A 12073-nucleotide genomic window follows, 5' to 3' on the forward strand; every position below is an offset into this window, starting at 1 on the left:
CCGACGCCAGCCAGCTGATGGAGCGCATCCTCTACGAGGTCAAGCGCGTCGTCGTCGGGCAAGACCGCTTCCTCGAGCGCGTGATGATCGCCCTGCTGGCCCAGGGCCACCTGCTGGTCGAGGGCGTGCCCGGGCTGGCCAAGACGCTCACCGTGCGCACGCTGGCGGCCACGCTGCGCGGCACCTTCCGGCGCATCCAGTTCACGCCCGACCTGGTGCCGGCCGACCTGGTGGGCACGCGCATCTGGAACCAGAAGACCGGCGAGTTCAGCACCTCGCTGGGCCCGGTGTTCGCCAACCTGCTGCTGGCCGACGAGATCAACCGCGCGCCGGCCAAGGTGCAGAGCGCGCTGCTCGAGGTGATGCAGGAAAAGCAGGTCACCATTGCCGGCGAGTCGCACAAGGTGCCCTCGCCCTTCGTCGTGATGGCCACGCAGAACCCGATCGAGACCGAAGGCACCTACCCGCTGCCTGAGGCGCAGGTCGACCGCTTCATGATGAAGGTGCTGGTGGACTACCCCAGCGACGAGGAAGAGTTCGTCATCGTGCAGCGCGTCATCGGCCCGCCCACCGACATGGTGCCGGTGGCCACCACCGGCCAGCTGGCCGAACTGCAGCAAGAGTGCCGCAAGGTCTATGTCGACCCCAGCCTCATCCAGTACGCCGTCAAGCTGGTGGGCGCCACCCGCCGGCCAGCCGACCACGGCATGCCCGAGCTCACCAAGTACCTGAGCTTCGGCGCCAGCCCGCGGGCCAGCATCTCGCTGATCGAGGCCTCGCGCGCGCTGGCCTTCATGCGCGGCCGCGGCTACGTGCTGCCCGAAGACCTCACCGACCTGGCCGCCGACACGATGCGCCACCGCCTGGTGCTCAGCTACGAGGCGCTGGCCGACGGCCTGACGGCCGATGCCCTCATTGCCAAGGTGATGGCCCGCATCGCCGTGCCCGACAAGCCGATGCAGCATGCCGCCGACTGAGCGCCGCCGCGACACCGCATCGCCTGCGCCACCGACACCGTCATGAGCACCGCCGTGAGTCCCGACCCGCTGCTGCGCCGCCTGGAGTGGACGGTGCTGCGCCGCCTGGACGGCATGCTGCAGGGCGACTACCGCACGCTGTGGCGCGGCACGGGCCTGGATCTGGCCGACCTGCGCGAGTACCAGCACGCCGACGACGTGCGCCACATCGACTGGAACGTCACCGCCCGGCTGCAGGTGCCGCACGTGCGGCAGTTCACCGAAGACCGCGAGCTCACCGCGTGGTTCCTGCTCGACCTGTCGGGCAGCGTCGATTTCGGCTCCGACGACCGCACCAAGCTGGCCGTGTCCGAGGGCTTCGTCGCCGTCGTCGCGCGCATGCTCACGCGGCACGGAAACCGCGTCGGCGCCATGCTCTACGGCCAGCAGGTGCACGGGGTGCTGCCCCCCGGCGTGGGCCGCATGCAGGTGCTGCAGCTGCTGGCCCGCATGCGCCAGCGCCCGGAGCGAAAGTCCGGCCAGGCCACCCGGCTGGCCGACCTGCTGCAGGCCGCCGAATCCACGCTGCGCCGCCGCTCGATGGTGTTCGTGGTGTCCGACTTCATCAGTGAACCCGGCTGGGCCGAGCCGCTGGCCCGGCTGGCGCGCCGTCACGAGGTGCTGGCCGTGCGCCTGTACGACCCGGCCGAGATGGCGCTGCCCGACGTCGGCATGGTGACCATCGAAGACGCCGAGAGTGGCGAGCAGGTGCTGGTCGACACGCAGGACCCGGATTTTCGCGAACGCTTCGAGGCGCTGGCCGACGCCCATGAGGCCGAGTTGCGCGAGGCGCTGGCGCGGGCCGGCGTCGACACGCTCGAACTCGCCACCGACGACGACCTGCTGGCCTCGCTGCTGCGCTTCGTGTCGCTGCGCAAGCAGCGGCTGCGCACGCCGGTGGGCCACCGGTTTCCCGCGGCGATGCGCGCCCCGGCCGGCCACCTCGAGCCGACTGCGCCGCGCGCATCGGCCCTGGCCTGAATGAGGCACGAGACATGATCACCTTCCAATGGCCCGACCTGCTGTGGAGCCTGCTGCTGGTGCCGGCGCTGGTGGCGCTGTACCTGTGGCTGCTGCGGCGGCGCAAGAAGACCACCGTCACCTTCGCCAGCGTGGCGCTCGTCAAGCAGGCGCTGGGCAAGGGCCCCGGCTGGCGCCGCCACGTGCCGCCGATGCTGATGCTGCTGGCGGTGGCGGTGCTGGCCATCGCGTCGGCCCGGCCGATGGCCAAGCTGAAGCTGCCATCGGTGCAGCAGACCGTCATCCTGGCGATGGACGTGTCGGGCAGCATGCGCGCCACCGACGTCAAGCCCAACCGGCTGGTGGCCTCGCAGGAGGCCGCCAAGGCCTTCATCGCCGCGCTGCCGCGGCATGTGCGCGTGGGCGTCGTCTCGTTCGCCGGCACCGCGGCCGTGGTGCAGGCGCCCACCACCAGCCGCGACGACGTGGTGGCGGCCATCGACCGCTTCCAGATGCAGCGCGCCACCGCCATCGGCTCGGGCCTGGTGCTGTCGCTGGCCACGATCTTTCCCGACGAGGGCATCGACCTGAGCCAGATCACCGGCCAGCGCGCCATGCCACCCGCCCCCGGCGAGAAGAAGGAAAAGAAGCCCTTCACGCCGGTGGAGCCGGGCTCGTACAACTCGGCCGCGGTGATCCTGCTCACCGACGGCCAGCGCACCACCGGCCCCGACCCGCTGGAGGCCGCCAAGATGGCCGCCGAGCGCGGCGTGAAGGTCTACACCGTGGGCATCGGCACGAAAGATGGCGAGACCATCGGCTTCGAGGGCTGGAGCATGCGCGTGCGCCTGGACGAAGAGACGCTCAAGTCCATCGCCACCGCCACCCGCGCCAACTACTTCTACGCCGGCACCGCCGAAGACCTGAAGCAGGTCTACACGGGCCTGTCCAGCCGACTGGTCGTCGAGACCAAGGAAACCGAGGTGAGCGCACTGTTTGCCGCCGCCGGCGCCCTGCTGGCGCTGCTGGCCGGCGGGCTGAGCGTGTGGTGGTTCGGGCGGGTGATGTAGCGCGGCTTGCGGGCCGCCAGGCCCGCCACGCCGCCTTGGCGGCGAACCGGCACCGGTTGACCCGGACCGCTTGACTACACTGGCCGCGCCCCCTGCCTGGAGACGCTCGCCTTGCCCCACCCGCGCTGGCTGGACACCCTGGTCGTGCGCACCGTGCGCGCGATCGAAACCGCCGACGGCCCGCTCGACGATGCCGAGGCGCTGCGCCGTGCCGCCACCGCCGTGCGCGGCCGCGACGAGCGGCTGGTCGCGCGCGCCTGGGCGCTGGCCCAGCCGCTGGGCCTGCCCGACGAGATCGCGCGCTGGCGGGCCGCGCTGCCCTGGCTGCTGCTGGGCGCGGCCGTGGGGGTGGCGCTGCTGGCGCACACGCTGATCGGCCTGGTCACCGGGCAAGACCGCCACATCAACGCCGTGGCCGCGCTGCTGGCCGTGCTGGCCCTGCCCACGCTGAGCCTGCTGCTGTGGCTGGCCAGCCTGGCCTGGCGGCAGCCGCCGCTGGGCGGCGGGCTGTCGCGCTGGACGCTGGCCCTGGCCGCGCGCCTGCCCGGCCTGCGCACGCCGCACGGCCTGCGCCTGCTGCGCAGCGGGCTCGACGCGCTGGCCCAGGCCCGGCTGCTGCCCTGGGTGCTGGGCTGGGCCAACCACATGGTGTGGATCGTCGCCTTCATCGGCATGCTGCTGGGCCTGCTGTCCGCCTTCGCCTTCCGCGCCTACACGCTGACCTGGGAGACCACCATCCTCGAGCCGGCCTTCTTCGCCCAGGTGGTGGCGGGCACCGGCTGGCTGCCGGCGCGGCTGGGCTTTCCGGTGCCCGACGCGGCGGCGGTGATGGCCGCGCCGGTGGCGCCCGGCGCCGTGCCCGCCGGCGACCCGCGCCCCTGGGCCTGGTGGCTGCTGGGCTGCACGCTGGTGTACGGGCTGGCGCCGCGGCTGCTGGCCGCCGCCGCCTGCTGGGCCGTGTGGCGCGCCCGCCAGCCGCGGCTGAACGCGCTGGACGCCACCGACCCCTACCTGCGCCAGCTGGACGCTCGCTTCGACCGTTGGGACGCCGCGATCGTCACCGATGCCGAGCACCGCCCGCTGCCACCAACGTCCGCCACCGACGTGCCCGCCACCACCGCCGGCACGCTGGCCCTGATCGGCTTCGAGCTGCCCGAGCCCGCCGACTGGCCGCCGGCCACGTTGTCTGCACTGGCCGACAGCGCCACCTGGCAGGCCCAGATCGCCGGCACCGCCGACGAGCGCCGCAGCGTGCTCGACCGCATCGCGCAGACGCGGCCCGAGCGCGTGCTGCTGGTGTGCCATGGGCCGTCCACCCCCGACCGCGGCACCGAGCGCTTCGCCCGCGAGGCCCTGGCCTGGGGCGCCCAAGGCGGCCTGCTGCTGCGCGGCAACGCGCCGCCGCAGCGCTGGGCCGACTGGCTGCAGCGCAGTGGCCTGGCGCCGCTGCGGCTGTTCACCGACGACGCCGCGGCAGCGGCCTGGGCCGAAGGGCACGACCATGGCTGAGCGCCCGATCGAACTGGCCGTGGTGGGCCACACCAACGCCGGCAAGACCTCGCTGCTGCGCACGCTCACGCGGCGCAGCGACTTCGGCGAGGTGTCCGACCAGCCCGGCACCACCCGGCACGTGGAGACGGTGCCGCTGGTGATCGACGGCGCGCCCGCGGTGCGCTTTGCCGACACGCCCGGCCTGGAAGACCCGGTGGCCCTGCTCGAGCTGGTGCAGGCCATCCCGCAGGGGCTGACGCCCACCTACCGCGTGCGCGCCTTCCTGCGCCGGCCCGAGGCCACCGGCGCCTTCGAGCAGGAGGCCAAGGTGCTGCGCGCGCTGCTGGAGGCCGACGCGGCGCTGTACGTCATCGATTGCCGCGAGGCGGTGCTGCCCAAGTACCACTGCGAGATCGAACTTCTGGGCGCCTGCGCCACGCCGCTGCTGCCGGTGCTGAACCACCTGCGCGCCGCCGACAGCCGAGAGGCCGACTGGCGCCGCGCGCTGGCCGAGCACGGCCTGCACGCGCAGGCCGGCTTCGACGCGGTGGCGCCCTTCGTCGGCGCCGAGGTGCAGCTGTACCGCGACCTGGCCACCCTGCTGGGCGCGCGCCGCGCGCGGCTGGACCGCGTGGCCGACCACCTGGCGCGGCAGCAGGCCGAGCGCCGCACCGCCGGCCTGCGCACCATCGCCGACCACCTGGTGGGCCTGGCTGCGCTGCGCCACACGCTGGAGCGCGACGAGGCCGAAGACGCCGCGCGCCGCGCCGCCGCGGTGGCGGCCTTCCGCCGCTCGGTGGCCGCCGAGGCCCGGCGCGCCGCCGACACGCTGCTGGCGGTGCACGGGTTCCGGCCCGACGAGGCCGAACTGGCCGAACTGCCGGGCCTGGCCGGCCGCTGGGAAGACGACCTCTTCAACCCCCAGGTGCTGCAGACCGCCGCCCGCCAGCTGGGCACCGGCGCCGTAGTGGGCGCGGCCATCGGCCTGGGGCTGGACGTGGCGCTGGCCGGCCTGTCGCTGGGCGCAGCCACCACGCTGGGCGCCACGATCGGCGGCCTGGCCAGCCAGGGCTTCGGCGTGGTCGGCCGCACCCTGGCCAACAAGGTGAGCGGCCGACAAGACCTGACGCTGGACGACGCCGTGCTGTTGGTGCTGGCCGACCGCCTGCTGACGCTGCAGGCCGCGCTGGAGCGCCGCGGCCACGCCACGCTGACCACGCTGCGCGCGGCGCCCGATGCCGACGCCAGTGCCGACCTCCACACCGACAGCGGCGATGGCACCGAAGGCCCCCCGCCGCTGGTGGCGCTGCTGCAGGCCCTGCACCCCGCCCGCGGCCAGCCCGACTGGGCCACCGGGCACAGCGGCCGATCAGCCCGCAGCGCCGACCGGCGCGAGGCGCTGGTGGCCGTGCTGCTGCCTGTGCTGGCGCGCGCGCAGCCTCAGCCCGACGACCCGGTGCGCCAGCTCAGCTGATCCAGCGGCAGCCGGGCCAGCGCGTCCGACCAGTCGGCCGGGCCGTGGAAGTGCGGCGTGCCGTCCACGTCCTGAGCCAACAACACCACCGTGGCACCGGCAAAGTGCGGCTGCAGGTCCACCGCCAGCATGCCGGCCTCGCCCGGGCTGTTCAGCAGGTCCATCGTCACCAGCACCAGCCGCACGGGGCAGCCCAGCACCTGGGCCTCGGCGGTGGTGAGCACCGGCGGGCGGCCGGCCGGCGATTCGGCCGGATGGGGTGCCGCCGACGGCATGGTGCGCTCGCCCGGCGGCATCGTCCGCACGGCGCACTCGGGGCAGTCGGCCGGGTCGGTGGCCACCGCCTCGCGCAGCAGCCCCCCCTCGACGACCACCGGGCGCCGCCGGTCGACCACCGCGCACAACCAGTGCGCGCCGACCTGCACCCTCAGCAGGCGCACCTCGGGCGCCATCTCGTCGATGCGGTCGCGGGCCACCCACCACACCTCGTCCACCGCACCGGCACAGGGCCGGCATTCGTACGCCCAGACCGCCATCGCAAGCTCCTTGTCCCTGGATTCTGTGGCCGATGCATCACCGCGCACCCGGTGGCTAGACGCACGACCCGATGATCACCTCATTCGGCCACGCGGCGACCGGCGCTTCGTGCCACTGCCGGCCGGCCGCGCCGACGGCCCGCCAGGCCCAGACCCCCGAGGCCGAGCGCCACGACGGCCCAGGCGGGAGGTTCGGCCACGCTGGTGAAGGCATAGCGGTAGACCTCGTGCGTGTTCACGTCGGTGTACGACGCCGTGATGCGCCCCAACTGGTTCACCAGATCGATGTTGCCGGTGATGCCGTTGTTGGCAATGCCATCGCTGCTGGCGTCGGCATACCAATCGGTGGCCGAGAACTGGAAGGTCGACACCGTGTCGGTGGACAGGTCGCCCGTGACCAGGGTGATGGGGATCTCCAGCGTCGTCCAGTGGTAGTTCGAGTCGGTGACCGTGACCTTGCTGCCGACCGGGTCGAACACCATCTTGCCGTTCGCGTCGAGCTTGCCCTGGATCGTGTAGGTGATCGTGACCGAATCGGCGCCGGCATAGTCCTGGGCATGCGCCGGGCCGGTGGCCGCCACGTTGCCCGACAGCAGCACCGTGCCAGTGATCGGCATGGCCACTGCGGGTGCAACGCCACCGGCCACGGCGCACAGGATCGCCAGGCGGACGAACGCGCCGCGCGCCAACCTGCGGCCCGCCAAGGCCAGCAGGCCGCAGGCCACCAGTGCGAGCGTCGCGGGTTCGGGCACGGGCACGGCAGAAATGCTCATGTCGAAGGACGCCATGCTCGCCCCGGTGCCCGTGTCCATCACCCCCGTGAGCCGATCCATGACGATGTGGACCCCGTCGCTCACCCCGATGCCGAGATGGAGCAGGCCGACATCGGGGCTTCCCACCGAGAACGCGATCCAGCTCCTCGTGGGCGTGGCCACGCTGATGTCGGTGTCGAACCAGAGATCCGCATCGACGCCGGCGGCCGGCACCATCGGCATCACGTCGCCGGCGGTCCAGGTCTGGGTGCCGAAGCTCAGGCGGGTGGCGGTGATGCCCGAGGCCGAGTAGCCATGCCATTCGTGCGTGGTCGTCTCGTGGCCCAGGGTGGCGCCGGTGGCGTAGAAGGCAGTATTCGTGTCGAGCGCGGTGTCGTAGGTGATCTGGAACTGGTAGGGCACGACCGCGCCCGACTGCCCGAAGACCGGCTCCAGACCACCGTTCTCCAAGGTTCCGGAAAACGACAGCGTGACGACCGCGGCGTGGACCGACCCGGCAACCAGCATGCCGAGCACGACCCCAACGGCGGAGGCGAGACGACGAGACCGCCGGCCCGGCATGAACGCGCCGACGATCACACGAAGAGAGAACGGATGTCTCATGGCAAGAACCCTGCCGGCGGACCGACCCATGCGACCCATTCCACGAGCCCCGCCGTTTGTCCAGTCTGCCGATCGAGCGCACGACTGGCTTGAGTCAACGCAACACGACAGCGGCGCGGGCACCGCAGGGGCCCGCCGAGCAGCCCGTCAGCCGTCGCGGCCCTGCGGCTGGTCCCGCCGCTCGATCAGGTCCCAGCGGTTGCCGCACACATCGACGAAGACGGCCACCGTGCCGTAGGGCTCGTGGCGCGGCGCCTCGGCGAAGTGCACGCCGTGGGCCAGCATGTGCGCATGGTCTCGCGCGAAGTCGTCGGTGTGCAGGAAGAAGCCGACGCGGCCGCCGGTCTGGTCGCCGATGCGGGCGGCCTGCGCCGGGTTGGCCGCGCGCGCCAGCAGCAGCGCGGCGCCCTGCCCGCCCGGCGGCGCCACCACCACCCAGCGTTTGTCCGGGCCCATGGCGCGGTCTTCGAGCAGGTCGAAGCGCAGCGCGCCGGTGAAGAAAGCGATGGCCTCGTCGTAGTCGCGCACCACCAGGGCCACGGTCGCCAGCGAGCGCGTCATCGGCCGCTGCCTTGGGCCACAAGGATCGGGCCGTTCAAGGCCGCGGCCCGAAGCGCGCCGCGGAGCGGGCGCGCGCCCGCTCGGCTTCCACCTCGCGCAGCTTCGGCTCGGCGGTGGTGACCAGCGACGCGATCAGCACCCGTGCCGACGCCGCCACCTCGGCCACCGCGCGGTCGAAGGCCTCGGCATTGGCCTTGGACGGCACGTTGAAACCGCTGAGCTTGCGCACGAACTGCAGCGACGCGTCGCGGATTTCCAGCTCGGTGGCGGGCGGGTCGAAGTTGAACAGGGTCTTGATGTTGCGGCACATGGGTGGGCTTGCACTTGGGTTGAGCGCCCCCCCGGCGCGGCAACGGCGTGGAGCGGCCCCGATCTTGCCGGCCCGCGGCAGGGCCGGCAAGGCCGACAAGGCCGACAAGGCTGGCCTCGGCGCGGCCTCACGCGTGAGCGCCGTGCGCTTCCGCCAGCGCACCGGCCCGCGACTTGGCACCGGCTCGGCCCGGCTCACCGGCCCCACCACCCAGGGCCACGGCGCAGCCCGCGATGCGCTGCAGCAGGTCGCCCGCCTGCTTGGCCATCGGCGAGCCCGCCAGGCCGGCCCGCCGCGCGATGTCGAGCACGGCGATCAGCGCCGGGTAGTCGCGCTGCCGGCTGCGGTGCACGATGGCCAGGTCCAGCATGAAGGGCACCAGCGCCAGTTGCTCGTCGGGCGGCAGCGCGTCGAACTCGGGCTGCCAATGGCCGCGGTCGTCGGCCGCATGGGGGCGCAGCGCCTGCAGCACCGCTGCGCGGTGGCGCCGGCCGGGCATGCGCGTGGGCGGCGCGCGCCCCGGCCGCAAGGCCGCCGCGCACAGCAGGCCCATCACATAGGCCGTGTGGTAGCCGGTGGCCAGGGCATAGCGCTCGCGCTCGTCGCCCTGCAGCCGCGACAGCCGCGCCAGATCGACATTGCCGCAGGGCAGCAGCCCCACCTGGTCTTCCACCGAGGCCAGCAGGCGGAACGCGAACGCCGCCGTGGCGGTCCAGGGCGCCGACGTGAAGGGCCAGGCCAGCAGCAGCTCGGCCGACAGGTCGTAGTCTTCGACATCCAGGTAGCGCGCCAGCATGCACTGCGCCTGCGCCAGGATCGACGAGCGGGCGCGCGGCAGGCTGGGCGTGCCGTGGCCGAAATCGGTGCAATAGAACATCAGGTGGGTGAAGGCATAGGCGTCGTCGCGCAGCCCGCCCAGCAGATCGATCGGCCGGTGCAGCACCGACTGGCGCGCATCGCGGCGCCAGGGCACCCGGGCCGATGCACCGGACCACAGGCCCGACACCCACGCCCTTTCCATCCGGGCCGAGGGCGGCCGATCGTGCCCGTCCTGCAGCGCCTGCGCCGCGCAGGTGGCCAGCAAGCGATCGAAGGCCGCGTCGGGGCAGCCCAGGCGGGTGAGCAGCACATGCGGCAGAGCCACCTTGAAGGCCATCGCCGGGTGCAGCGCCATGTCGACCAGCGCGCGCTGCGACCGCGCATGGGGCACCAGCAGCTGCACCAGCTCATCCACGCGGCGCGCCACCGCCGGCCGGTGGCGGCAGGCCGAGGCCGCGTACAGCAGCATCGCCGTCTCGGCCACCGGCTTCTCGGGCCCGAAGCTGAGCGCCGGCGTGTCGGCATTGACATGGCCTTCGGCCGCGAACAGCCGCAGGGTCTGCCGGGCCAAGTCGAGCGCGCGGCAGAGCCGGCGCTCGAGGTCGTCGGCGTCCCACAGCGCAGGCCCCGCCTCGTCGGCATGGGGGCCGGCATCAATCGGCGCGGGCGAGTGCCGCAGGCCGATCGATGCCACGGGGCCCGCGCGGCCCCGGTGCGCGCTACTTGGCGGCACCGACGTCTGCGCCCGCGTCGATGGCGGCGGCGGTGAGCCCGGCGCCGCGCAGGTTGCCGATGAGACGCCCCAGATCGACGGCCGGCATCATGCAGGCCAGCGTGTTGAAGCGACCGAACGCGACGCCGTGCACGCCGTGATCGTTGATGGCCAGCGACGGGCCGATCTCGGCGATCAGTTGGCCCATGGCGGCGTAGTCGACCACCTTGGCGTCGACAAAGCGCTGGGAGATTTCTTCGTGGGTGAGTTGCTTGGGCATGTGAGTTCACTCCTGTGGGTCGGCAAAGGGACAACCGGCGGGCCCTGTGAGGGGCCGTGGGCTGCCCGCGGATCCGGAAGCGTCAGCTTGGCTGGGCCGCACCGGGTGCAGCGGAAGCGACGCCTCCAGACTGCAGGGCAACCTTAGGAGTGGGTGCAGGCCGCCGCAACTGCCAGCCTAGGGATGAACCCGGCCCTGGGGCCTCTAGGCGCGCAGCGCGTCGTTCCGTTTGGGGATGCCGGGCCGGCGTGGGGCACGCGGTGGGGCTGGGCGTCGGGCCTCATCGCGTGGCGGCGATGCGGCGGGCCCATCGAACACAGGCTACCGAGCGCACCACTGCTGCTCGCAAGGAATGCCATCGTGATCGCCGTCCATGGTGACGCCTGGGCAGTTGGCGAGAAAGTACTTGGACTCGGCGCACGAGGTCATCTGCGAGCAGTGCGTTCGCCCGTCGCACTTGTACCGGCCATTGGGCAGGGTCGGGGCTTGGCTGGTGGGCGTGTCCTGGGCGGCGGGGCTGGGCGCTGGNGCCACGCGGCCGGCACCTGCGGCGGCGGCGGCCTCTCGGCGCTTCTTCTGTTCGGCATTCAACTGCTCGAGCGTCGGCTGCTTGCGGACCTGGCCGGTCGCACAAGGGCCCTGCTGGAACGTGATGGTGCCGTTGACCTCGCACTTGTGCACGGGCGGGGCGGCCTGGGCCGGCGCGAGGATCAGCAGGCCGGCGAGTGCGGCGGTGCGGGCGGTTGCGATGAGCATGGCTCTGATGTGTTGGGGGTGGGATGGAGATGCCGGGCGTCACCGCGGCGGTTCGTCGATGACTGTTCGCGAGAGCACGCGACCTCGCTGCAGCACGAGCACGACGTAGCGTTCGTACACGCTCTCGTCGCTGCCCCCTCTGTGTTGCTTGGGCTGCCCTCGCGGAACGAAGAGCACCCCTGTGAACCAGGTGGCATGGACCGTCTGGCCACCATCCGTGGAGAACAGGCGAATGTCCACCTCCGTCGGCGTCCGCGAACAGGGGTCGGTGACGACTCGCTCCAGCAAGAGCATGTCCTCATGAATGCGCCAGAACGCCTTGTAGCCGCGCCAGGATGCCGTGCACTGGCCAGGACCGGAGGTGATAGTCACCAGACCTTCGCGGGGGACGGGTGAGACCTTCGACCTCAGTGGCTCACCGCGAAGCGGTGACGTCTCATCATCCATCACCACTTCATCGGGAATCTGCAGGGTGGCCAGGGCCATGCTTGGCAGCAGGGCCAGCATGGCGAGACCAAGGCGAAATCGAGTCATGGCGCTCAAGGGTCGGAAGTGGGTCACTTTGAGCATCGATCGACCGACCAAGCCAAGGGTGGACGAACGCTCATCGAGGTGGGATCACATGAGAGTCTGCGGATCGTGTCCCATCGCGTGGTGTAACTCCACAGCCCGGACAGGCTGAGATGCACGCGGTGCTCAGCGCTGTACAGCT

General features: G+C 72.3%; 13 protein-coding genes. 5 read left to right on the plus strand and 8 right to left on the minus strand.

All coding sequences use genetic code 11. The features are described 5' to 3' along the window. Window positions 1–14 precede the first annotated feature (14 nt). The 5 genes from EOINJALH_RS01945 to EOINJALH_RS01965 all read left to right on the plus strand — a co-directional run bounded on the left by EOINJALH_RS01945 (window position 15) and on the right by EOINJALH_RS01965 (window position 6011). A complete protein-coding gene (locus tag EOINJALH_RS01945) occupies window positions 15–977 on the plus strand; it encodes a MoxR family ATPase (protein WP_234413624.1) in 963 nt (320 codons plus the stop codon). A gap of 42 nt (window positions 978–1019) precedes the next feature. Further along, window positions 1020–1997 carry a DUF58 domain-containing protein gene (locus EOINJALH_RS01950; protein WP_088278629.1) on the plus strand — a complete coding sequence of 326 codons (978 nt, stop codon included), beginning with the start codon at window positions 1020–1022 and terminating at the stop codon, window positions 1995–1997. A 17-nt stretch (window positions 1998–2014) separates the two neighbouring features. After that, window positions 2015–3046: a VWA domain-containing protein gene (locus EOINJALH_RS01955; RefSeq protein WP_088278641.1), complete on the plus strand. Its 1032-nt coding sequence runs from the start codon at window positions 2015–2017 to the stop codon at window positions 3044–3046. 111 nt (window positions 3047–3157) lie between these two features. After that, a complete protein-coding gene (locus EOINJALH_RS01960; protein WP_158219615.1) occupies window positions 3158–4555 on the plus strand; it encodes a DUF2868 domain-containing protein in 1398 nt (465 codons plus the stop codon). Continuing rightward, complete coding sequence (locus EOINJALH_RS01965; RefSeq protein WP_088278631.1) at window positions 4548–6011, plus strand: GTPase/DUF3482 domain-containing protein; 1464 nt, start codon at window positions 4548–4550, stop codon at window positions 6009–6011. Before EOINJALH_RS01960 ends, EOINJALH_RS01965 begins: the two co-directional genes overlap by 8 nt. Here the strand turns inward: EOINJALH_RS01965 and EOINJALH_RS01970 are convergent. The 8 genes from EOINJALH_RS01970 to EOINJALH_RS02005 all read right to left on the minus strand — a co-directional run bounded on the left by EOINJALH_RS01970 (window position 5978) and on the right by EOINJALH_RS02005 (window position 11868). After that, on the minus strand, window positions 5978–6547 hold the full coding sequence (locus EOINJALH_RS01970) for a hypothetical protein (RefSeq protein WP_088278632.1): 570 nt from the start codon (window positions 6545–6547) through the stop codon (window positions 5978–5980). The genes EOINJALH_RS01965 and EOINJALH_RS01970 overlap by 34 nt on opposite strands. An 80-nt stretch (window positions 6548–6627) precedes the next feature. After that, the gene (locus EOINJALH_RS01975; protein ID WP_144289813.1) at window positions 6628–8046 is read right to left on the minus strand and encodes a PEP-CTERM sorting domain-containing protein; all 1419 of its coding nucleotides are present in this window, start codon (window positions 8044–8046) and stop codon (window positions 6628–6630) included. A 24-nt stretch (window positions 8047–8070) separates the two neighbouring features. After that, the gene (locus EOINJALH_RS01980; RefSeq protein WP_088278634.1) at window positions 8071–8484 is read right to left on the minus strand and encodes a VOC family protein; all 414 of its coding nucleotides are present in this window, start codon (window positions 8482–8484) and stop codon (window positions 8071–8073) included. 34 nt (window positions 8485–8518) lie between these two features. Continuing rightward, a complete protein-coding gene (locus EOINJALH_RS01985) occupies window positions 8519–8794 on the minus strand; it encodes a DUF2277 domain-containing protein (RefSeq protein ID WP_088278635.1) in 276 nt (91 codons plus the stop codon). 127 nt (window positions 8795–8921) lie between these two features. Then, window positions 8922–10307, minus strand: a complete 1386-nt coding sequence (locus EOINJALH_RS01990; RefSeq protein ID WP_088278636.1) for a DUF6895 family protein — start codon at window positions 10305–10307, stop codon at window positions 8922–8924. A 25-nt stretch (window positions 10308–10332) separates the two neighbouring features. Further along, on the minus strand, window positions 10333–10605 hold the full coding sequence (locus EOINJALH_RS01995) for a hypothetical protein (protein ID WP_088278637.1): 273 nt from the start codon (window positions 10603–10605) through the stop codon (window positions 10333–10335). A gap of 321 nt (window positions 10606–10926) precedes the next feature. After that, the coding region (locus EOINJALH_RS32490) for an excalibur calcium-binding domain-containing protein (RefSeq protein WP_234413623.1) at window positions 10927–11133 on the minus strand (207 nt) is incomplete at its 5' end. 267 nt (window positions 11134–11400) lie between these two features. Continuing rightward, window positions 11401–11868: a hypothetical protein gene (locus EOINJALH_RS02005; RefSeq protein ID WP_144289814.1), complete on the minus strand. Its 468-nt coding sequence runs from the start codon at window positions 11866–11868 to the stop codon at window positions 11401–11403. Window positions 11869–12073 lie beyond the last annotated feature (205 nt).

This window comes from Ideonella sp. A 288 (genome assembly GCF_002198735.1).
In the GTDB taxonomy this organism is placed as follows: Bacteria; Pseudomonadota; Gammaproteobacteria; order Burkholderiales; family Burkholderiaceae_C; genus Pseudaquabacterium.